The 20,649-nt window shown below is 71.0% G+C and carries 18 protein-coding genes; 14 read left to right on the forward strand and 4 right to left on the reverse strand.

Annotated features, from left to right (window positions below; translation table 11 throughout):
* Positions 1 to 17: 17 nt before the first annotated feature.
* Positions 18 to 2,078, reverse strand: coding sequence for a hypothetical protein (locus RUR49_RS00390; RefSeq protein WP_409144346.1), 2,061 nt, complete (start codon positions 2,076 to 2,078; stop codon positions 18 to 20).
* A gap of 173 nt (positions 2,079 to 2,251) precedes the next feature.
* Here RUR49_RS00390 and RUR49_RS00395 point away from each other — a divergent pair, with 173 nt between their 5' ends.
* The 3 genes from RUR49_RS00395 to RUR49_RS00405 all read left to right on the forward strand — a co-directional run bounded on the left by RUR49_RS00395 (position 2,252) and on the right by RUR49_RS00405 (position 7,310).
* A complete protein-coding gene (locus RUR49_RS00395) occupies positions 2,252 to 2,821 on the forward strand; it encodes a PadR family transcriptional regulator (RefSeq protein WP_409144347.1) in 570 nt (189 codons plus the stop codon).
* A gap of 66 nt (positions 2,822 to 2,887) precedes the next feature.
* The gene (locus RUR49_RS00400) at positions 2,888 to 4,141 is read left to right on the forward strand and encodes an efflux RND transporter periplasmic adaptor subunit (protein WP_409144348.1); all 1,254 of its coding nucleotides are present in this window, start codon (positions 2,888 to 2,890) and stop codon (positions 4,139 to 4,141) included.
* A gap of 34 nt (positions 4,142 to 4,175) precedes the next feature.
* Positions 4,176 to 7,310, forward strand: coding sequence for an efflux RND transporter permease subunit (locus RUR49_RS00405; RefSeq protein WP_409144349.1), 3,135 nt, complete (start codon positions 4,176 to 4,178; stop codon positions 7,308 to 7,310).
* Between the two features lie 33 nt (positions 7,311 to 7,343).
* On the opposite strand, the gene pssA is transcribed toward RUR49_RS00405, so the two are convergent.
* Positions 7,344 to 8,213 carry a CDP-diacylglycerol--serine O-phosphatidyltransferase gene (gene pssA / locus RUR49_RS00410; protein ID WP_409144350.1) on the reverse strand — a complete coding sequence of 290 codons (870 nt, stop codon included), beginning with the start codon at positions 8,211 to 8,213 and terminating at the stop codon, positions 7,344 to 7,346.
* Positions 8,214 to 8,235: 22 nt separating this feature from the next.
* Entirely contained in the window at positions 8,236 to 8,943 is a 708-nt protein-coding gene (locus RUR49_RS00415; protein WP_409144351.1) for a phosphatidylserine decarboxylase, read from the reverse strand.
* A gap of 163 nt (positions 8,944 to 9,106) precedes the next feature.
* Between RUR49_RS00415 and RUR49_RS00420 the strand changes: the two genes are divergently transcribed.
* From RUR49_RS00420 to hisG, 6 genes are all read left to right on the forward strand, one after another.
* Entirely contained in the window at positions 9,107 to 9,970 is an 864-nt protein-coding gene (locus tag RUR49_RS00420; RefSeq protein WP_409144352.1) for a thaumatin family protein, read from the forward strand.
* A gap of 130 nt (positions 9,971 to 10,100) precedes the next feature.
* Complete coding sequence (locus tag RUR49_RS00425) at positions 10,101 to 10,970, forward strand: thaumatin family protein (protein WP_409144353.1); 870 nt, start codon at positions 10,101 to 10,103, stop codon at positions 10,968 to 10,970.
* 8 nt (positions 10,971 to 10,978) lie between these two features.
* Complete coding sequence (locus RUR49_RS00430) at positions 10,979 to 11,602, forward strand: hypothetical protein (protein WP_409144354.1); 624 nt, start codon at positions 10,979 to 10,981, stop codon at positions 11,600 to 11,602.
* Positions 11,603 to 11,743: 141 nt separating this feature from the next.
* Positions 11,744 to 13,285, forward strand: coding sequence for a histidine--tRNA ligase (gene hisS, locus RUR49_RS00435; protein ID WP_409144355.1), 1,542 nt, complete (start codon positions 11,744 to 11,746; stop codon positions 13,283 to 13,285).
* Positions 13,286 to 13,378: 93 nt separating this feature from the next.
* Positions 13,379 to 14,530, forward strand: coding sequence for an ATP phosphoribosyltransferase regulatory subunit (locus RUR49_RS00440; protein ID WP_409144356.1), 1,152 nt, complete (start codon positions 13,379 to 13,381; stop codon positions 14,528 to 14,530).
* Entirely contained in the window at positions 14,527 to 15,525 is a 999-nt protein-coding gene (gene hisG, locus RUR49_RS00445) for an ATP phosphoribosyltransferase (protein WP_409144357.1), read from the forward strand. The genes RUR49_RS00440 and hisG overlap by 4 nt, the downstream gene beginning before the upstream one ends.
* Before the next feature lie 19 nt (positions 15,526 to 15,544).
* Here the strand turns inward: hisG and RUR49_RS00450 are convergent, their stop codons facing one another.
* Complete coding sequence (locus RUR49_RS00450) at positions 15,545 to 16,210, reverse strand: DNA-3-methyladenine glycosylase I (protein WP_409144358.1); 666 nt, start codon at positions 16,208 to 16,210, stop codon at positions 15,545 to 15,547.
* Between the two features lie 194 nt (positions 16,211 to 16,404).
* Between RUR49_RS00450 and RUR49_RS00455 the strand changes: the two genes are divergently transcribed.
* From RUR49_RS00455 to RUR49_RS00475, 5 genes are read left to right on the forward strand one after another with little or no spacing between them, the layout of a single operon-like run.
* Positions 16,405 to 17,205, forward strand: coding sequence for a DUF2927 domain-containing protein (locus tag RUR49_RS00455; RefSeq protein WP_409144459.1), 801 nt, complete (start codon positions 16,405 to 16,407; stop codon positions 17,203 to 17,205).
* A 12-nt stretch (positions 17,206 to 17,217) separates the two neighbouring features.
* A complete protein-coding gene (locus RUR49_RS00460; protein WP_409144359.1) occupies positions 17,218 to 18,255 on the forward strand; it encodes a ligase-associated DNA damage response exonuclease in 1,038 nt (345 codons plus the stop codon).
* Positions 18,256 to 18,283: 28 nt separating this feature from the next.
* A complete protein-coding gene (locus tag RUR49_RS00465) occupies positions 18,284 to 18,595 on the forward strand; it encodes a type II toxin-antitoxin system MqsR family toxin (protein ID WP_409144360.1) in 312 nt (103 codons plus the stop codon).
* Positions 18,592 to 19,008 (forward strand): type II TA system antitoxin MqsA family protein, encoded by a 417-nt coding sequence (locus tag RUR49_RS00470; RefSeq protein WP_409144361.1) that lies wholly within the window; start codon positions 18,592 to 18,594, stop codon positions 19,006 to 19,008. Before RUR49_RS00465 ends, RUR49_RS00470 begins: the two co-directional genes overlap by 4 nt.
* Positions 19,005 to 20,636: a cisplatin damage response ATP-dependent DNA ligase gene (locus tag RUR49_RS00475; RefSeq protein WP_409144362.1), complete on the forward strand. Its 1,632-nt coding sequence runs from the start codon at positions 19,005 to 19,007 to the stop codon at positions 20,634 to 20,636. Before RUR49_RS00470 ends, RUR49_RS00475 begins: the two co-directional genes overlap by 4 nt.
* Positions 20,637 to 20,649 lie beyond the last annotated feature (13 nt).

Here is a 20,649-nt window from a genome sequence, read left to right on the forward strand (position 1 = left end):
CTGGCGCCCGCGCCACCTCAGCCGGGGAGCAGACGCCTGAGGCGCTTTTCGAGGCGGTCGAGGCGCGCCAGCAGCGCCGGATCCGGCCGATCGACCGGCTCCGCCTCGAACAACCGCATAACCTCTTCGGCCGTCGCCGGCAGGCCGCTGACCGGGTCCGTCCAGGCCGTCCCGACGACGGCGGCGAGTGCGACGAACTCCTCGAACGACAACCGGCGTGGCCGCGAAGGCGGCGCGTGGTCTCGCGTGAAGCCCCATCCCGCATAGATCGCCGGCCCGTGCACGGCGACCGGCAACCCCAGCGCCACTGCGTCGAGGGCGCTGAACGCCGCATCGGTGTGGACGGCGACGACACGTCCGAGCGCCGCCGCCATGGCGCGGGCCGGCGGACGGGTGGCCTGCCGGGGTGGCAGCAGCGTGTTGCGCCAGGCACGGCGGAGATCGCGCGGCGGACGCGGCCGCTCGCGCAGGACGACGATCGCCGCCTCCGGGCGTTCGGACCGGACGGCCGCGACGACGTCCCCCTCGCTCGGCAACGCTGCGGCGAAGGGCGCCGCCGCATCCCCGGCCGCGGCCAGCACCACTGCCACCGTCGGCGCCGCGGCATCGCCGGAGGCGGCGGCGATGCGTCGCTCGGCGACGAGGTCGATGCGGGCGAAGGCCGTGCGGGAAAGCAGGGAGACGACGGCGCCGGCCCGCGCCTGGTCCAGCAAGCTCACCTCCGCGGAAGCGAGCAGGGCCAGTAACGCCCCGCTCTCGGCGAACGGATCGCCGCGCGGATCGACGTGAAGCCCGCCGTCGAACCCGTAAGTGCGAGCGAGGCGGTCATCGCGGATGACCCCGGGTCGCGCCGTGCCGGCCGGAGGGGACGGTTCTGCCGCACCGGCCCATGCGACGAGGTCGCCGCCACCGCCCGCGTCCAGCGGAACCACCGTCACCGGTGCGCCGCCACCGCCGAAGACCGCCTCGGCCAGTCGCCCGTCCAGGGGCGAGGCTGCGAGCCGCACCGGTGACCGCCGGCGCGCCAGCGTCTCCCGCCACTCGAGCAGCCGGTCGATCGCCTGTTCGACGCCGATCGCCTCGCAGCGTACCGGGTCGGCGTAGTGGGGGTAGGCCACGTAGGCGGCGGCGAACACTTCCAGCAGACTGCGCGGCTGTCCCCGGCGGCCGAGGGCGGCGCTGGCGGCGGCTTCGGTCGGGGTATCTTCCGTGAGCCCCCAGCCGGCATAGAACGGCACGCCGAAGGTGCGCACCGGCACGCCGGCGACGAGGGCCTCGAAGCCGAGCTGGCTGCTGACGGTGAACACGCGTCCGACCCGCGCCAGGAGATCGAACGGGTTGCCGGCGTCGGCGATCAGCGCGAGCCCGTGGCGTCGCGCATGATCAAGGAGGTAGCCCGTCGCACGCCCAGCCAGCACGTCGGGATGCACCTTCACCGCGATATCGGCGGCCGCCGCCTCGGTGAGAGCGGCCGAGACCATCGCCGCGAAGCTCGCCGCGCTGGCGAGGCCGCCGGCGATCGACTGGTCGCCGAAGACCTGGTCGACGAGCAGGATGCGCACAGACTTGCCGTCGGCCGCGGAAGGCGGGCCGAGGACGTTGTACTTGGTCAGTTTCTCGCCGCGGACCCGCGCCAGCGCCCGCTCGGCCGCCGCGATGCGGGCGGCGTCGAACGCAGGCGCGGCGACGATCAGCCGCTCCAGCCGCGAGGGCGTCGCGGCGCGGTAGTAGATCCCCTCATCGTCGAGCACCAGCGACAGCGGCGGCGGCTTGATCCGGTGCGATCCGACCGACCGTAGAAAGCCGTCCTCGGCCGCGAGAAAGGGCACCGCGTGGCGCTCGCCGAAGCGTCGCGGCCGCTGGGCGCTCGGCTTGTCGCCCCAGCCGACGACGAAATCGAGACGTTGCGCATCCACTCCGCGCGGAAATGCCACCACCGTCTGCACCCCGAGGAGGACGTCGAGGTGAGGGAAGGCCAGCGAATTGCGCGAGAAGACGCCGGCGGCCCGTCCGAGCGGTGTGCCGGGACGGCTCGACGGAGCGGCGGGATCGGGCAGGACGGCGCGATGCATCGTCATGCGTATAGGGCCCGTCACGCGCCCGCGAAAGCGGAGCGGGGGATGCGGCGGAGCGCCACGATGCGATTGCCCTTGGCGGAACCCTTCCAACCGATATATATCAGTCGTGAATATGCCGGACTGGAATACCCCCTCCGGCCGCCCGGCCCCGTCGAACGGACCCGTCGCCCGACATGAACATCCGCACTCTCTGCCTGGCGATCCTCCACGAGAGCGATGCCACCGGCTACGAGATCAAGAAGCTCTCCGTCGAGGGGAAGTACCGCTACTTCGCCGAGGCGAGCTTCGGGTCGATCTATCCGACCCTCGCCCGCCTCGAGCAGGAGGGGCTGGTGACGCTGCGCGAGGAAACGCAGCCCGGTAAGCCGGCGCGCAAGATCTATTCGATCACCGAGACCGGCCGTCGCGCCCTCGTCGAGGCCCTGAGCGAGCCGCCCGCTCCCGACGTCTTCCGCTCCGGCTTCCTGCTGGTGGCTCTCTGTGCCGAGCTTCTCGACCGCCGCACGATCACGGCGGCCGTCGAGGCCCGCATCACCCATCTGCGCGACGAGATCGGCCACCTCGAGGACCTGCTGCGCTCCACCAACGACCCGGCGACCCACTGGGCCGCCTCCTACGGCGTCGCCTGCATGACGAAATCGCACGAATACCTCGCCGAGCATCGCCACGAGATCGAGGCCCTGGGACGCGACGACGGTTCTGCACCGGCGGGCCGACCCAACCCGATCCCGGCCGCCTCATGAGCACGTCCGACGATCGCCCGACCCCTGCGCCGTTCCGGCCCCATCGCCTTGCGACGGATGAGTGAGATGACTGTTCGCGTATCGCCCATCTGCCTGTTGCCCGCGTCCCGCCGGCCGAGTTCCGCGCGTGGTCTGGCCGGCTCACTCGCGGCCGTTCTCGGGGCCGCTCTCCTCGCTGCGAGCCTCTCCGGCGGTGTCGGCGAGGCCCTGGCGGCAGAGGCGGCGCTCGATCCCGCGGTCGGGCCGCAGCCGCCGGCCGTCACGGTGGCCGACGTGGTGGCCGGAACCCTCACCGAGCGCGTCATCGTCACCGGCGACCTGGTGCCGAAGGAGGAGATCCTCGTCACCCCCGAGGTCGAGGGGCTGGCGACGATCGAGATTCTCGTCGAGGAGGGCGACAGGGTCGCGAAGAACCAGGTGCTCGCCCGTCTGTCGCGCGACACCGTCGACGTGGCGATCGCCCAGGCCGACGCGCAGATCGCCCGGGCCCGCGCCTCGATCGCCCAGGCCCGCACGCAGATCGTGCAGGCGAACGCCACGCTGAAGCAGGCGCAGAATTCGTTCGAGCGCGCCGAACGGTTGCGCAAGACCGGCACCGCCTCGATCGAGACCTATGAAACGCGGGAGGCGGAGGCCCTTGTTGCCCAGGCGCAGGTCGCCGCCGCGGAGGAACAGCTGGCCCTCGCCGAGGCCGATCTCGCCCTGGCCGAAGCCCAGAAGCGCGAACAGATGGTCGGCCTCGGCCGCACCGAGATCAAAGCCCCGACGGCCGGCATCGTCAGCCGCCGCGAGGCCCGCCTCGGCGCCGTCGTGAGCATGGCCGGGACACCGATGTTCCGCATCATCGAGGACGGCGAAGTCGAGCTCGAAGCCGATATCGCCGAAATGACGCTCGCCAAGCTGCGCGTCGGACAGAAGGCCACGGTGTTCCCGGCCGGGTACAGCGAGGGCCTGCCCGGCGAGGTCCGCCTCATCTCGCCGGAAGTCGACAACGCCACGCGCCTCGGCGAGATCCGGGTGTCGCTTCAGGAAGCCGAAGGGCTGGCCATCGGCGCCTTCGCCTATGCATCGATCGAGACGGCGACCCGCGAGGGCGTGATCATCCCCCTGTCGGCCGTGCTCTACGGCACCGGGGGGCGGGCGCAGGTGCAACTGGTCGAGGATGCCGTCGTGGTGTCGCGGCCCGTCACGATCGGCCTCCACGCCGACGGCCTCGCGCTGGTCACCGACGGTCTGAAGGCGGGCGATCAGGTGGTGTCGATCTCCGGCACCTTCCTTCGCCCAGGCGACCGGATCACGCCCATCGTGGCGAAGAACTGATCCTCCCGCAGCGCAACCAACCGGAACCCGCGCGATGAACATATCCGCCTGGTCGATCCGCAAGCCGGTGCCGTCGCTGGTGCTGTTCGTCGTGCTGATGCTGCTCGGCATCTTCACGTTCCAGACCCTGCCGATCACCCGCTTCCCGAACATCGACGTACCGGTCGTATCGGTGACGGTGACGCAGGCCGGCGCAGCCCCGTCCGAGCTCGAGACGCAGGTGACGCGCGAGGTCGAGGACGCGGTGGCGAACCTCGCCGGCGTCAAGCACGTGCAGTCGACGATCACCGACGGCCAGTCGGTGACGGCGATCGAGTTCCGCTTGGAAGTGCCGTCCGACGAGGCGCTCTCGGACGTCAAGGACGCCGTCGACAAGATCCGCGCCGATCTGCCGGGCGACATCGACGAGCCCATCGTCGAGAAGATCGACATCGAGGGCCAGGCGATCCAGACCTTCGCCGCCTCGGCGCCGGGGATGACGCTCGAGCAGCTCTCCTGGTTCGTCGACGACGTCGTCATCCGCAAGCTGCAGGGAATGCCCGGCGTCGGCCAGGTCGACCGCTATGGCGGTGTCGACCGCGAGATCGTCATCGATCTCAATCCGGCACGCCTGATGGCGCTCGGCATCACGGCCGCCGACGTGAGCAACCAGCTGCGCGCCACCAACGTCGACCTCGCCGGCGGCCGTGGCGAGGTGGGCGGCAAGCAGCAGTCCATCCGGACGCTCGCGGGCGCGCGCACCGTGGAAGAACTGGCAGAGACGAAGATCGTGCTGAGCGGCGGTCGCTCGGTACGGCTGTCCGAGCTCGGCACCGTCATCGACGCTTACGAAGAACAGAAGACCTTCGCCCGCCTCAACGGCGATACCCCGGTGGTCTCGTTCGCCGTCTTTCGCTCCAAGGGCGCCAGCGACTACGACGTTGGCAACGTCGTGCAGACGGCCATCGCCGAGCTCGAGGCCTCATACCCGAACGTTTCCTACGAGATGACGGACGATTCCGTCCGCAGCACCTACGGAAACTACGAATCCGCGATGATGACGCTGATCGAGGGCGCCATCCTCGCGGTCATCGTCGTCTTCGTGTTCCTGCGCGACTGGCGGGCGACGCTGATCGCCGCCACGGCGCTGCCGCTGTCGATCATCCCGGCCTTCTGGGTGATGGACCTGATGGGGTTCTCGCTGAACCTCGTCAGCCTGCTCGCCATCACGCTCGTCACCGGCATCCTCGTCGACGACGCGATCGTCGAGATCGAGAACATCGTCCGCCACATGAAGATGGGAAAATCTCCCTACCGGGCGGCGATGGAGGCGGCCGACGAGATCGGCCTCGCCGTGATCGCGATCTCGCTCACGATCGTCGCGGTGTTCGCGCCCGTCTCGTTCATGGGCGGCGTCGCCGGCCAGTACTTCAAACAGTTCGGCCTGACGGTGGCCGTCGCCGTGCTGTTCTCGCTTTTGGTCGCGCGGCTGATCACACCGATGATGGCCGCCTATCTGATGCGGCCGCACAAGCACGTCGAGCCGAAGGACGGCTGGCTGATGCGCGCCTACACGCGCTTCCTCGCCGGCACGATCCGCTACCGCTTCCTGACGCTGATCGTCGGCGTCGGCGTGTTCGCGGCCAGCATTCCGGCGATGGGGCTGCTGCCGACCGGCTTCATTCCGCCCGAGGACGTCAGCCGCATCGTCGTCTCGATGGAGCTGCCGCCCGGCGCCCGGCTCGACGACACCCAGGCGAAGACCGACGAGGTGGTCAAGTCGCTGCAGGAGATCCCCGAGGTCAGGAGCGTCTTCGTCCTCGGCGGCTCGTCCCCCACCGGCGAGATCGACCTGCGCCGCGCCTCCATCTACATCCAGCTGTCCCTGAAGGGGGAGCGCGAGCGCACGCAGAAGCAGGTCGAGGCGGAGGTGACGCGTCGGCTCGCCGCCATCCCGGACATGCGCGGCTGGTACGTGAACGACCGTGGCGAGCGCGAGCTGTCGGTGTCGCTGCTCTCCAACGACCCCGCCGCTCTCGACCAGGCGGTCGCACAGGTCGAGGCGGCGGCGCGCAAGCTCGAGGGCTTCTCCAACGTCGCGGCGAACGCCGGCATCCAGCGGCCCGAGATCTTCATCAAGCCGCGGCTCGACGAGGCGGCCCGCTTCGGCATCTCCACGCAGCAGATTTCACAGGCGGTGCGCGTCGCCACCATCGGCGACGTCGATGCCAACCTGCCGAAGTTCAATGCCGGCGACCGGCAGATCCCGATCCGCGCCCGCCTCGATCTCGAGGCGCGCGCCGACCTCGCGCTGGTGCGGGCCATCCCGATCACCGGCGCAAGCGGCATCGTCGCACCGCTCGAGGCAGTGGCCGACGTCAGCTTCGGCCTCGGCCCCTCCTCGATTACCCGCTATGACCGCGAGCGCCGCGTCGTCATCGGTGCCGACCTCGTCGGCGGGCTGGAACTCGGCGAGGGCCTGGAACGCCTTTATGCGATGCCCGAGGCCCAGAACCTGCCGGAAGGCGCCCGCATCCTGACGAGCGGCGACGCCGAGATCATGGGCGAGGTGTTCTCCGGCTTCGCGATCGCGATGGGCGCCGGCCTGATGATGGTGCTCGGCGTGCTGGTCCTGCTGTTTGGCAACGTCTTCCAGCCGATCACCATCCTCTTGTCGCTGCCGCTGTCCATCGGCGGCGTCGTCCTCAGCCTGCTGCTCACCCAGAACGCCGTCTCGATGCCGGTCGTCATCGGCATCCTGATGCTGATGGGCATCGTCACCAAGAACGCCATCATGCTGGTGGACTTCGCCATCGAGGCGGTGCACCGCGGCGAGAACCGCGTCGACGCCATCATCGACGCCGGCCGCAAGCGCGCCCGCCCGATCATCATGACGACGATCGCGATGATCGCCGGCATGGTCCCGAGCGCGCTCGGCACCGGCGAGGGCGGCGAGTTCCGCGCGCCGATGGCGATCGCGGTGATCGGCGGCCTCGCGGTGTCCACCGTGCTGTCGCTGATCTTCGTGCCGTCGTTCTACACGGTGATGGACGACGTCAGCCGCTTCTTCGGCTGGGTGTTCGGCCGCTTCATCGGCCCGACGGAAGACGTGAGCCAGCCGTTCGTGCACCCCGAGGAGGCGCCGCCTCAAGGCCAGCTCAAGCTGCCGCTGCGCGAAGCAGCGGAATAGCGTGAGGCGGCGGAAGTCGCCTCCGGCTCGGCGTCACGGCCCCGGCGCCGAGGCCTCCGCCTCATCGATCGCTTCCGTCCGCTTCGCCGCGAGATCGGCGGCGACGTGCTTCTCCCACGCGCGCCAGCCGAGCGGCAGGCACGCGAGGTAGAGGACCGACCCGACCGCCAGCATCTCGAACGGGAAGCTGACGAAGAGCGCCACCACCAGCACCACCAGCACGAACAGCGGCAGGATCAGATCGCGCCGGATGCGCATGCCGAAGCGCTTGCCCGAGAACGTCGGCACCCGGCTGACCATCAGGAAGCCAATCAGAAGCGTGTAGAGCGCCACGACGATCGCGCCCGCTCGCTCGCCGAGCCCCGTCCCGCCGAGGTCGACGCCGACGAGGCCGAGATAGATCGGCAGCAACACCACGATCGCCCCGGCGGGGCTCGGCACGCCGATGAAGAAGTTGCTCTGCCAGGCCGGCCGGGACGGGTCCTCCAGCATGACGTTGAAGCGCGCCAGCCGGAGCGCCGCGGCGATGGCGAAGACGAGGACGACGATCCAGCCGGCCGACCGCAGCTCATCGAGGGTCCAGGTGTAGAGGATGACCGCCGGGGCGACGCCGAAGTTGACGAAGTCGGTGAGGCTGTCGAGCTCGGCCCCGAACTTCGACGTCGACTTCAGGAGCCGCGCGACCCGACCGTCGATGCCGTCGAGCACCGCGGCGAGTGCGATCGCGGCGATCGCAAGTTCGTAGCGCCCCTCGATCGCCATGCGGATGGCGGTGAGGCCGGAACAGAGCGCGAGTAGCGTGACGACGTTCGGCAGCACCGTCCGGATCGGCAGGTGACGGAAGCGCAGCCGTCGCTTGGTGCGCGGGCGCTGCGGATCGAAGGGGGGAAACAGCGTCGCCATCGCCGGGCTCTCCTCGCGTTCCTCAGCCGATGCGGGTGGCGTCGAGCGCCGGGCGCAGCCCGGCGAGATCGGCGATCGGCGTCTCGCCGGCGACCGCCCGCTGCCCCACCGCCACCAGCGGCCGGGCACCGGCCGGCAGATAGACGTCGACGCGCGAGCCGAAGCGGATGAGACCGATGCGCTCGCCGACCATCAGATGGTCGCCGATCGCGTGCAGCGGCACGATGCGGCGGGCGACGAGGCCGGCGATCATCACCACCGCGACATCGCCGGCGGCCGTGTCGAGCAGGATGCTCTGGCGCTCGTTCTCGGCGCTCGAGGCCGGGTCCTCGGCGTTGAGGAAGCGGCCTGGCCGGTGCTGCGACTGCACCACCCGCCCAGTGATCGGGGTGCGGTTCACATGCACGTCGAAGACGCTCATGAAGGTGGAGATGCGCAGGCGCGGCTCCGTGCCAAGCCCGAGCTCGGCTGGCGGGGCCGCATGGTCGACCAGCGAGACGCGGCCATCGGCCGGCGCCACGGCGATGCCGTCTGACAGCGGCGTGACGCGGGCGGGGTTGCGGAAGAAGGCGGTGCACCAGATCGTCAGGATCAGGGCGATCCATCCGAGCGGCTGCCAGATCACGAGCAAAACCACGGTGGCCACCGCAAACATCGCGATGAACGGTCGCCCGGCCGGATGGATGGGCACCATCGCCCGCCGGATGGATTCGGTCACACCGTGCGCCATGCCGTCTGTCGCCTCGTCGCTTGCTGCCGCCGCCCCCGCGTCGGCAGTCCTTTCCCACGGATCGCCGCGGGTGTGAAGCGCACGGGCGGCCGGGTCGTTCCCTCTCGTCGCGGCCGTCGCGGCGCGTTAGCGTGTCGGCGGGGGGCGCAGTGGGGAAGGCGCGATGGGCAATCGGAACTGGCTCGCGATGGTGGCCGCGCTCGCGGCGGCGCTTCTGACGACGCCGACCGAGGCGAGCAAGCTCGTCGTCCGCAACCTGTGCACGGCGACCGTCTGGATGGAGCAGCTCAACGTTCCAAACGCGCCGAAGGTGGCCCGGATCGCCGCCGGCCGTCAGCGCACCTACAAGATCCCGGACGGGCGGACCGTCGAGGCGACGCGCTGGTGGCCGAAGACCGGCTGCGACGAGAACGGCGAGAACTGCAAGGTCGGCCAGTCGATCGGCCCCTGCCCGGACGGCGGCTGCGCGCCGCCGATCGATTCCAAGTTCGAGGCGACGTGGTGCGTCGGCGGCAACTGCGAGACCTTCTTCAATCTCTCGATGGTCGACGGCTACACGCTGCCGGTGTCGATGCGGCCGAAGGCGCCCGACAACATCAGCGCCGGCTGCAAGCCCGCCGCCTGCCCGTCCCTGTCGACGCGCAAGAACGTCTGCCCCACCGACGAGGACCTCAGCACCGACGGCCAGTTCCCGGCGCTGAAGGGCCAGGACCTCAGGATGCGCAATCCCGTGAGCGGCAAGGTGACGGGCTGTTTCTCGCCGTGCGGCAAGCTCACCTACGCGAAGGCCTTCGGCGGCCACGGCTTCAAGCCGCAGGACCCCGAAGCCGCCCACTACTGCTGCAAGGGCGTCGCCGACACTCCCGAGGTCTGCGGCGCCGGCCCCGTCCGCCACACGTCCTATGCGAAGCTGATCGACGAGGCGTGCGACCGGCAGGTCTACGGTTGGGCCTATGACGACGCCAACGGCACCCACACCTGCACCGGCGACGTCACCATCGTGCTGACGATCTGCCCGAGGGGCTGACGTCCGCATGTGAAGGGCGTGGCGGAACGGGACGGCGCGCCCCCGGCGCTCACAGTCCCGAACGCTCGCGCCATTGCGCTGCTGCCGCTATCGTGCCCGGAACAGACAAGAACTCCGGGAGGGCACCATCATGCTGCTGCGCCGCATCTCCGCTCTCGCCGCGGCGGTGGCGTTCGCCATCGTCGCCTCCATCGGCACCGCCGCCGCCAACAAGGTGGTCGTGCAGAACCAGTGCTCGTTTCCGGTCTGGATCGAGCAGCTGAACGTGCCCGGCGCGAAGAAGGTGGTGAAGATCGCCAAGGGCAAGCAGTACACCTACGATCTTCCCGACAACCAGCTGATCGAGGCGACCCGCTGGTGGCCGAAGACCGGCTGCGACAAGAACGGCGAGAACTGCACCCAGGGCCAGACGATGCCGCCCTGCCCCGCCCAGGGGTGCACGCCGCCGATCGATTCCAAGTTCGAGGCGACGTGGTGCGCCGGCACCAACTGCCAGACCTACTTCGACATCTCGATGGTCGACGGCTTCACCCTGCCGGTGACGATGAAGCCGAGCGCGCCGAAGAACACCATCCCCGGCTGCACCCAGGCGGCCTGCCCGTCGCTGTCGACCAGCGCCAAGGTCTGCCCGACCAGCGAGGACCTGAGCACCAACGGCAAGTACCCGGCGCTCCGCAACCAGGACCTCAGGATGACGGACCCGAAGACCAAGAAGGTCATCGGATGCTTCTCGCCCTGCGGCAAGCTCACCTACGCCAAGGCCTTCGGCGGCTACAACTACCAGCCCCAGGACCCGCAGGCGGCGTTCTATTGCTGCAAGGGCGAGGCCGACACCAAGGGCACTTGCATCAAGGGGCCGATCAGGTCGATGAGCTACGTCAAGCTGATCGACAGCGCCTGCAAGAACGAGGTCTACGGCTGGGCCTACGACGACGCCCACGGCACCCACACCTGCACCGGCCCGACGACGATCAACTTCACCATCTGCCCGAAGAGCTGAGCCGGCGGATGGTCCCGGGACGGTCGGGGAGCTGGTGGGGGCGGTTGCTGGCGGCGACGGCGGCTTTTGCCGCCGGCGTCGGACCCGGCCTCGCCGCGTCGGCGACATGGCAGCCGATCCGCGACACGGGCGGCCTCCGCGGCACGATGGCCTGCAGCCCCGACGGCGCGGTCTGTCTCGGCCTCGCCTGCCGGCGGGGCGGCCCGATGCAGTGGATGGTCCGCCTCACCGGGGGCCGTGTCCCGGCGAGCGGCCAGATCACGCTCTCAGTCGATGGGAAGCGGCTCGGCAGCTTCGCCTACGCAGCGAAGACGTCGGGGGCTGTCACCACGGCCGAGGCCCGCTACTCGTCGGTCCAGCACGGGGCCATCGCCGACGCACTGAAGCGCGGCCGGCGGACGACGGTGACGGTGACCGGGCTCGATCGCCCGGTCGACCTCTCGCTCGAGGGCGCCGCGCGGCAGATCGAGCGCACGTTCGCGCGCTGCGGCGTGCCGGAAGGAGAGCCGGCGCGCCCGATGTCGGCGCCCCCGACGGAGACCCGCGACCACGGCGCGCTGCGCGGGACCGTGGTCGCAAGCCTCGCGGCGCGGCCCGGACCCGGCGCGGGCGCGTTCTCGGGCCGTTGCTGACCGGCGACAGCCGGCCGGTGTTCGGCCTTGCGCGGGACCCGCCTCGCCTTGCCGCGTTCCCCCCTTTCGTCTAGGACACCCTCGCTTTCCGGCCGGCCCGCGCCCTGCGGCGCCGGCCGCATCACATGCGGGATTTCGGCGATGGCGAAGGGTGGCAAGGCGGACGCGGCGGAGGTCGGACCGGACGAGCGCGCGGGCGCCGCCGGGCACGCCCGCCCGGTGCCGCGCGCCCCGCGCGGCTTCGTCGATCGCGGCCCGGCGGAGATCGCCGCCACCGACCGCCTGCTCGCGGCGATCAAGGAGAGCTACGCGCTCTACGGCTTCGAGCCGGTGGAGACGCCGCTCGTCGAGTACGCCGACGCGCTGGGAAAATTCCTGCCCGACCAGGACCGGCCGAACGAGGGCGTCTTCGCCTTCCAGGACGACGACGAGCAGTGGCTGTCGCTGCGCTACGACCTGACCGCGCCGCTCGCCCGCTACGTGGCGGAAAACTGGGAAAAGCTTGCCAAGCCCTACCGCAGCTACCGCGTCGGCTGGGTGTTCCGCAACGAGAAGCCGGGACCGGGGCGGTTCCGCCAGTTCATGCAGTTCGATGCGGACACGGTCGGCACCGCGAGCGTCGCGGCGGACGCCGAGATCTGCATGATGGCCGCCGACACGCTGGAGCGCCTCGGAATCCCGCGCGGCGACTATGTGATCAAGGTCAACAACCGCAAGATCCTCGACGGTATGATGGAGGCGATCGGCCTCGCCGGAGAGGAGAACGGCAACCGCCGGCTCGTGGTGCTCAGGGCGATCGACAAGCTCGACCGCCTCGGGGCCGAGGGAGTCAAAGCCTTGCTCGGCGACGGGCGGCTCGACGAGAGCGGCGCCTTTACCCCGGGCGCGCAGCTCGCCCCCGGCGCGGCCGAGCGCATCCTCGCCTTCGTCGCCGCCGGCAGGACCACCGCCGCCGAGACCCTTGCCGCCCTGGTCGCCCTCGTCGAAGGCACCGACCTCGGCCGGCAAGGTGTCGCGGAGCTCTCGGACATCGCGGCCCTCGTCGACGCCGCCGGCTATACCGGCCGTGTCCGCATCGATCCCTCCGTCGTGCGCGGGCTCGAGTACTACACCGGCCCGGTCTTCGAGGCGGAGCTCACCTTCGAGGTGACCGGCGAGGACGGCAAGCCGGTGCGCTTCGGCTCGGTCGGCGGCGGCGGGCGCTATGACGGGCTGGTCGGCCGCTTCCGCGGCGAGGACGTCCCGGCGACCGGCTTCTCCGTCGGCGTCTCCCGGCTCGCCGCCGCGCTCGCGGCCCGCCGTGGCGACGCGGCGTCTGAGGGCACCGGCCCGGTCGTGATCCTCGTGCTGGACCGCGACCCGGCGGCGATGGCGAGCTACCAGACGATCGCCGCCGAACTGCGCGGCGCCGGCATCGCGGCCGAGATCTATCTCGGCTCCTCCGGCATGAAGCCGCAGATGAAGTACGCCGACCGGCGCAACGCGCCCTGCGTCGTCATCCAGGGCTCGAACGAGCGCGAGGCCGGAACGCTGGAGATCAAGGACCTCGTCGAGGGTGCCAAGCGCGCCGCGGCGATCAAGGACAACAAGGCCTGGCGCGAAGAGCGCCCGGCGCAGCAGACCGTGGCGCGCACCGACCTCGTGCCCGCCGTCCGCGACCTCCTCGCCCGCTACGGCCGGTGACGGCGATGGCGAGCGTCGTCTTCGCGGCCGCCCCCCCTCCCTACCCTCCCCCGCGAGGGGGGAGGGTTCGCGTCGTGCTTGGGGGACAGTGACATGGCGCCGACGGCTGCAATCGGGGTGCTCGAGGCGGATGCGCGGCTGGCGAGGCTGCGCGGGCTGCTGGAGGCCGCCGGCCACGCCTTCGTCGAGCCGGCGGTGCTGCAGCCGGTCGAGCCGTTCGTCGACCTTGCCGGCGAGGACCTGCGCCGGCGGCTGTTCCTGACGAGCGCCGCCGACGGGCGCGAGCTCTGCCTGCGGCCCGACTACACGATCCCCGTCTGCCGCCTGCACCTCGACACAGGGTCTGCCGGGCGGCAGGCGCGCTACGCCTATCTCGGGCCGGTGTTCCGCCAGCGCCCGCAGGGGCCGAGCGAGTTCCTGCAGGCCGGCGCCGAATGGCTCGGCCATGCCGACGAGGAGGCGACCGACGCCGAGGCCCTGGCGCGGGCGCTGGAGGCGGCGGCCGTGCTCGGCCTCGACCGGCCGACGGTGCGGATCGGCGACGAGGCGCTGTTTGCCGCCGTCGTCGGTGCCCTCGACCTCTCCGACGCGTGGCGGCGGCGGCTGACGTCGCTGTTCGGCGACGGCCCGCGCCTCACGGCCGCCCTCGACCGGCTCGACGGCACGGCGGCGCCGGAGCGGGCGGCGGTCGCCGGCGCGCTGGCATTCGCCGAGCCCGAGACGGCGCGCGCGCTCGTCGAGGACATGCTGTCGATCGCCGGGCTCTCCACCGTCGGCGGCCGCGGCGCCGGCGAGATCGCCGAGCGGCTGGCCGAGCAGGCGGCGTTTGCCGCCGGCGCCCGGCCGGCACCGGAAGCCGCCGCCGTGATCCGCCGCTATCTCGCCATCGCCGCGCCAGCTGACGCCGCCGGCGATGCGGTCGCCGCGTTCGCCCGCGACGCCGGCAGCGGTGTTTCGGCCGCGCTCGCCGCGGCGCTCGACGCCTTCCGCCGCCGCCTCGACCTGCTCGCCGAGCGAGGCGTCGCGGCGGCCGGGCTCGGCTTCGAGGCCGCCTTCGGCCGGCCGCTCGACTACTACACGGGCTTCATGTTCGAGCTCTACGACCCGGCCCGGCCGGACGGCGCGCAGGTGGTCGGCGGCGGCCGCTACGACCGCATGCTGACGCTGCTCGGCGCCGAGGCGCCGGTGCCGGCGGTCGGCTTCTCGGTCTGGCTCGACCGGCTCGGCTTCGGGGGGCGGGCATGACCACGGAATCGGCCGGCGGGCCGCTGATCATCGCGGTGCCCTCCAAGGGGCGCCTGCAAGAGAACACCGCCGCCTTCTTCGCCCGCGCCGGCCTGCCACTGGTGCAGGCGGGCGGCGCGCGCGGCTACCGGGCGAAGGTCGCCGGCCTCGCCGACGCAGAGATCGCCTACCTGTCCGCCTCCGAGATCGCCCGCGAGATCGCCGGCGGCGGCGTCCACCTCGGCATCACCGGCCTCGACCTCGTCCACGAGACGATCGCCGAGCCGGCGGCGCGCGACCGGCTCGTCCACCTCGTCGTGCCGCTCGGCTTCGGCCACGCCGATGTCGTCGTGGCGGTGCCGAAGGCGTGGCTCGACGTGCGCGGCATGGCCGATCTCGCCGACGTCGCGGCCGACTTCCGCGCCCGCCACGGCCGGCGGCTCAGGGTCGCCACCAAGTACGTGCACCTGACGCGGTCGCATTTCGCCGCCCACGGCATCGTCGACTACGCCATCGTCGAGAGCGCCGGCGCCACCGAGGGCGCACCGGCGGCGGGCTCGGCCGAGTTGATCGTCGACATCACCACCACCGGCTCGACGCTTGCCGCGAACGCGCTGAAGCAGATCGAGGGCGGGACGATCCTGAAGTCGGAGGCGCACCTCGTCGCCGCCCGCCGCGCCACCTGGGCGCCGCATCAGCTGGCGGCTGCTGGCGCCATCCTCGACCGGGTGGCGGCGGAAGCGCGCGGCCGGGCGCTGAAGGCGGTCGCCGCCGTCGTCGCGAACCCCGCGGCGGTCGCGATGGAGGCGGCGGAGCGCTTCGGCTGCACGATCCCGTTCGGCAGCGACAGCGCCGTGCTGACGCTGCACTGCCCGGCGAAGCGCGTCTACGACTGTGCGGCGTGGCTCAGGTCCGAGGCGGGTGCGGCGATGGTGACGGTGTCCGCGCTCGACGAGGTGTTCACCGCCGACAACCCGATGCTCGACCGGCTGGCGGCGGTGGTGCACGGCGGCTGAGCCGTCGCACCGTCTAGCCTCAGGTCGGCCGCACGAAGGTGTCTCGCGCCGCCTCCACCGCCTCGCGGTCGGCGCAGCCCTCGACGTGGTCGTTGACCATGCCGACCGCCTGCATGAAGGCATAGAGCGTCGTCGGGCCGACGAACGAGAAGCCGCGGCGCTTCAGCTCTTTCGCGAGCGCGTGCGATTCCGGGCTGTCGACCATCTTGCGCAGGCTCTCCCAGTCGAAAGCCTTCGGCCGCGAGGCCGGACCGGGCTCGAACCGCCAGACGAAGGCGGCGAGCGAGCCCGTCTCCTCCTTCAGCGCCAGCACGCGACGGGCATTGTTGATCGCCGACAGGATCTTGGCGCGGTGGCGGACGATGCCGGCATCCGCGAGCAGCCGCTCGACGTCGCGCTCGTCGAAGCGGGCGACCGTCTCGGCATCGAAATCGGCGAAGCCGGCGCGGAAGGCCGGCCGTTTGCGCAGGATCGTCAGCCACGACAGGCCCGACTGGAAGCCCTCGAGGCAGAGCTTCTCGTAGAGCCGGCGGTCGTCGGAGACCGGCCGCCCCCACTCGTCGTCGTGATAGGCGCGGTAGAGGTCGGAGCCGGCGCACCACTGGCAGCGGTGGCGGCCGTCCGGCCCGGCGACGAGCCCGGGCGCCACCGGCACGTCGGCTTCAGGCGAAGGTACGGCAGGCATCGTCCGGTCTCCCTCCCCACGGTGCCGTTGCGGCCCGTCCATCGAATCGGCCGAGCCTAGACCAAAACGGGAACGATTTCAGCTTTGCCCTGCGGCCGGAGGCAACCGGCGTGCCGGGGTGTGCGTTCGGGCGAGGTTGCCAGCACCCCCTCCGTGCGGTGTTATGGCGATCCGAAGGACGAGGCTCCCCCGTGATGTTTTCCCGCGTTCGACTGTGTTGCCTCGCCCTCGTGATCACCCTTCTCGTTCCGGTCGCCGCGGTGCGCGCCGCGACGCCGACGCCCGACGAGGTCGCCAACGCCTTCACCGACGAGGAGATCATCGACGGCTTCATGCGCACGGTCTTTGGGGCGGAAGGCAATCAGGATGCCCGAAAGGACATCGTCCGCAAGTTCATGAAGCCGGTTCGCGTCGTCATCATCAACCGCGCCGTCACCGACCGGACGGCCCAGGTGGCGAAGTTCATCGCGACGCTCGACAAGGTGGTCGACAACCTGTCGATCCGCACGGTGAAGAAACAGACCGACGCCAACATGGCCATCTTCCTGGTTGACCGCAGCGGCTACCGGGCGGTCATCCGCGAGACGCTGCCCGAGGGCTTCGACACCCGCTTCATCGAATCGAGCCACTGCTCGGGCGTCACCGGCGGCAAGCGCGACGGCACGCTCGAGAGCGCCTACATCTACATTCCGACCACCGAGGGCTGGCGTAGCACCCGACACTGCATGGTCGAGGAGATCACCCAGTCGCTCGGGCCGGTGAACGACGACTGGCGGCTGCCGAATTCGATCTTCAACGACTATTCCGACGTGCCGGGCTTCGGCATCTTCGACTGGTTCATCCTCAACACCCTCTACGACCGCCGCATCAAGCCCGGCATGAGCCCCGACGAGGTGAAGACGCTGCTGCCGGCGGTGATCGCCGACGCCCGCAAGCGCCTGAAGCGGCTGGTCGCCACCAAAGTGATCGACCCGGGCCGGAAGCCGGGGGAGTAAGGCGGCCTTTCCATGCGCGCCGAGGACATCCTCGTGCCGACGCCGGCGGGCCTCTGGAGCCCGGCGGCCGAGGTCCACATCGATCCGGTGCGGCCGGTTCCGCGGGCACTGATCACCCACGGCCACTCCGATCACGCCCGTGCCGGCCACGGCGCCGTGCTCGCCACCGCCGATACGCTCGCCATCATGGCCGCCCGCTACGGGGCGGACTTCGCCGGCACGACGCAGGCCGTCGGCTATGGCGAGACGGGCCGGATCGGCGGCGCCGCCGTCACGTTCTTCCCCGCCGGCCACTGTCTCGGCTCGGCGCAGATCCTGCTCGAGGCCGGCGGCCAGCGCGTCGTCGTCTCGGGCGACTACAAGCGCGAGCGCGACCCGACGTGCGCGCCGTTTGAGCTGGTGCGCTGCGACGTCTTCGTCACCGAGGCGACGTTCGGCCTGCCCGTGTTCCGCTTTCCGCCGGCGGCGGACGAGATCGCCAAGCTGCTTGGCTCGCTCGCGCTCTTTCCCGACCGCACCCACATGCTCGGCGCCTACTCGCTCGGCAAGGCGCAGCGGCTGATCGCGCTTCTGCGCGAAGCCGGCTACGACCGGCCGATCCACCTGCACGGCGCCATGGTGGCGCTCTGCCGGCTCTATGAGGAGCGCGGCGTGCCGCTCGGCCCGCTCGCGCCGGTGGAGGGGCGCGCGCGTGCGGCGCTGCCGGGTGAGATCGTGCTCTGCCCGCCGTCGACGCTCGGCGACCGCTGGTCGCGCCGCTTCGCCGACCCCGTGTCGAGCTTCGCCTCCGGCTGGATGCGCGTGCGCGCCCGCGCCCGCCAGCGCGGCGTCGAGCTGCCGCTCGTCGTCTCCGACCACGCCGACTGGGAGGACCTCTGCACCACCGTCGCCGAGACGGGTGCATCGGAGATCTGGGTCACCCACGGCGAGGAGGACGCCCTCGTCCACTGGTGCCTCACCCACGGCATCGCCGCCCGCCCTCTCCGGCTGGTGGGCTATGGCGACGAGGAGGAGAGTACGGTGGCCGAAGCGGTTGCACTGGCACCATGATGGTGCCAAAATTTTAGGGTAGGCAGTCTTGGAGAAGCGCCGGCCTTCCTACGATCTCACCCTCATCAAGGAGGTGTGTGGCGATCCGGGCCGGCTGGTGATGACGACGACCGCGGCGCTCTCGGCACGCGCACTCGGCTTCACGACGACCGACGTCTCGACGCTCGTCCGCGGGATCGACCGGCGCATGTTCTACAAGTCGATGACGAGCTACGCCGATGCCCGGGTCTGGCAGGACGTCTATCACGTGCCGGCGGATGGTCTGACCCTCTATGTCAAGTTCACTGCCGATGTCGTGACCGAGTTCGTGGTGCTGTCGTTCAAGGAGAAGGGTGAATGACCGACACCGTGAGGCTTCACCCCGAAACCGGTGCCACGCTCACCCGCGGCGTCCGGCGCACCCCCGTTGAGTATCGTCACGGCTCCGTCACCGTTGATCTGCCCGGCTGGTACCCCGACGGCGATGGTGACGGCCTGCACGATGTCACCGACATGCGGCTGCTCGACCGTGCCCTCAACCGCCTCAAGGCGGAGGCGGAAGGACTTCCGACGGCCGAGGACATCCGGCGGATCCGGCGACGCCTGCGCCTCTCGCAGCGGCGTGCCGGCGAACTCCTCGGGGGCGGGCCGCGCGCATTCCAGAAATACGAAGCCGGCGACGTTCTCGTCAGCCGACCTATGGCGAACCTGCTGAAGCTGCTCGATTCAGAGCCGAGCCTGCTCGCCCGGCTTGGCGACCAGCGCGCCGCATGACTCCCTTCGCTGAACTCCTCGACCGGCTCGCCTTCGAGCCGAGGCGCAACGCCAAGCTGGCGCTGATGGAGGCGTTCTTCCGGGAGGTGCCGGACCCCGAGCGTGGCTTCGCGCTGGCAGCACTCACTGGCGGGCTCGTCTTCCAGCACGCCAAGGGCGGGCTGATCCGCGGGCTGATCGCCGAGCGCGTCGACCCGATGCTGTTCGCCCTCTCCTACGACTACGTCGGCGACCTGTCGGAGACGGTGGCGCTGATGTGGCCCGAGCGGCCGGGCCGCAACGCGCCGCCGCCGGCGCTGTCGGAGGTGGTGGACGGGCTGTCGACGAGCGGCAAGGCGGCTTTGCCGGGGCTGCTCGCCGGCTGGCTCGACGGCCTCGACGAGACCGGCCGCTGGGCGCTCCTGAAGCTCATCACCGGCGGGCTGCGCGTCGGCGTCTCCGCCCGGCTCGCGAAGGCGGCCGTGGCTCGCCTCGGCCCCGTCGACGCCGACGCGGTGGAGGAGGTCTGGCACGGGCTGGCGCCGCCCTATCTGGAGCTGTTCGCCTGGGTGGAGGGGCGGGGTGAGGCGCCGGCGAGTGTCGACCCGGCGCCGTTCCGGCCGCCGATGCTGGCGCAGCCGCTCGACGAGGCGGAGCTAGCCAGCCTCGACCCGGCGGCCTTCCGCGCCGAGTGGAAGTGGGACGGCATCCGCGTGCAGGCAGCCTGCGGCACCGCCGAGGACGGACGGCGGGTGGCGCGGCTCTATTCGCGCACCGGCGAAGACGTCTCGGCCGCCTTTCCGGACCTGCTCGGGATGCTCGAGTTCGACGGCGCCGTCGACGGCGAGTTGCTGATCGTCCGCGACGGCTGCGTCGAGCCGTTTTCGGTGCTGCAGCAGCGGCTGAACCGCAAGGCGGTGTCGCCGAAGCTGATGGCGGAGTTCCCGCCGAAGATCCGCGCCTATGATCTCCTCGCCGAGAACGGCGAGGACCTGCGCGCCCTCCCCTTCGATGCGCGGCGGCAGCGGCTGGAAGCCTTCGTCGCCGGCCCCGCCGGCCCGGCCTTCGACCTGTCGCCGCTGGTGCCGTTCGACGACTGGGAGGGCCTCGCCGCGATCCGCGCCGACCCGGCAGGGGCCGGCACCGGCGTCGATGCCGACGCGGTCGAGGGACTGATGCTGAAGCGCGGCGACAGCACCTACGTGCCCGGCCGGCCGAAGGGGCCGTGGTTCAAGTGGAAGCGCGACCCGAAGACGGTGGACGCCGTGCTGATGTATGCCCAGCGCGGCCACGGCAAGCGCTCGTCGTTCTATTCCGACTACACCTTTGGCGTCTGGCGGGACGGCGAGGCGGGCGACGAGCTCGTCCCCGTCGGCAAGGCCTATTTCGGCTTCACCGACGAGGAGCTCGTGCAGCTCGACAAGTTCGTGCGGGCGAACACGACGAACCGCTTCGGCCCCGTCCGCGAGGTCGTCCACGAAGCCGCGAAGGGCCTCGTGCTGGAGGTGGCCTTCGAGGGGCTGCAGCGGTCGACCCGGCACAAGTCGGGCGTGGCAATGCGCTTCCCGCGCATCGCCCGCATCCGCTGGGACAAGCCGCCCGGCGAGGCCGACCGGCTCGAGACCCTCGAGACGCTGCTGCCGGGCTGAGCCGGCACTGCCC

Origin of the sequence: Pseudoxanthobacter sp. M-2, assembly GCF_046156265.1 — a bacterium.
Classification (GTDB): Bacteria; Pseudomonadota; Alphaproteobacteria; order Rhizobiales; family Segnochrobactraceae; genus CAMDHY01.

Coding starts and splice junctions, on each gene's coding strand:
- RUR49_RS00425 (WP_409144353.1), top strand. CDS start 10,101: ATGCTGCTGCGCCGCATCTCCGCTCTCGCCGCGGCGGTGGCGTTCGCC.
- RUR49_RS00460 (WP_409144359.1), top strand. CDS start 17,218: ATGCGCGCCGAGGACATCCTCGTGCCGACGCCGGCGGGCCTCTGGAGC.
- hisS (WP_409144355.1), top strand. CDS start 11,744: ATGGCGAAGGGTGGCAAGGCGGACGCGGCGGAGGTCGGACCGGACGAG.
- RUR49_RS00440 (WP_409144356.1), top strand. CDS start 13,379: ATGGCGCCGACGGCTGCAATCGGGGTGCTCGAGGCGGATGCGCGGCTG.
- RUR49_RS00475 (WP_409144362.1), top strand. CDS start 19,005: ATGACTCCCTTCGCTGAACTCCTCGACCGGCTCGCCTTCGAGCCGAGG.
- RUR49_RS00430 (WP_409144354.1), top strand. CDS start 10,979: ATGGTCCCGGGACGGTCGGGGAGCTGGTGGGGGCGGTTGCTGGCGGCG.
- RUR49_RS00390 (WP_409144346.1), bottom strand. CDS start 2,078: ATGACGATGCATCGCGCCGTCCTGCCCGATCCCGCCGCTCCGTCGAGC.
- pssA (WP_409144350.1), bottom strand. CDS start 8,213: ATGGCGACGCTGTTTCCCCCCTTCGATCCGCAGCGCCCGCGCACCAAG.
- RUR49_RS00420 (WP_409144352.1), top strand. CDS start 9,107: ATGGGCAATCGGAACTGGCTCGCGATGGTGGCCGCGCTCGCGGCGGCG.
- RUR49_RS00400 (WP_409144348.1), top strand. CDS start 2,888: ATGACTGTTCGCGTATCGCCCATCTGCCTGTTGCCCGCGTCCCGCCGG.
- hisG (WP_409144357.1), top strand. CDS start 14,527: ATGACCACGGAATCGGCCGGCGGGCCGCTGATCATCGCGGTGCCCTCC.
- RUR49_RS00395 (WP_409144347.1), top strand. CDS start 2,252: ATGAACATCCGCACTCTCTGCCTGGCGATCCTCCACGAGAGCGATGCC.
- RUR49_RS00415 (WP_409144351.1), bottom strand. CDS start 8,943: ATGGCGCACGGTGTGACCGAATCCATCCGGCGGGCGATGGTGCCCATC.
- RUR49_RS00405 (WP_409144349.1), top strand. CDS start 4,176: ATGAACATATCCGCCTGGTCGATCCGCAAGCCGGTGCCGTCGCTGGTG.
- RUR49_RS00450 (WP_409144358.1), bottom strand. CDS start 16,210: ATGCCTGCCGTACCTTCGCCTGAAGCCGACGTGCCGGTGGCGCCCGGG.
- RUR49_RS00455 (WP_409144459.1), top strand. CDS start 16,405: ATGTTTTCCCGCGTTCGACTGTGTTGCCTCGCCCTCGTGATCACCCTT.
- RUR49_RS00470 (WP_409144361.1), top strand. CDS start 18,592: ATGACCGACACCGTGAGGCTTCACCCCGAAACCGGTGCCACGCTCACC.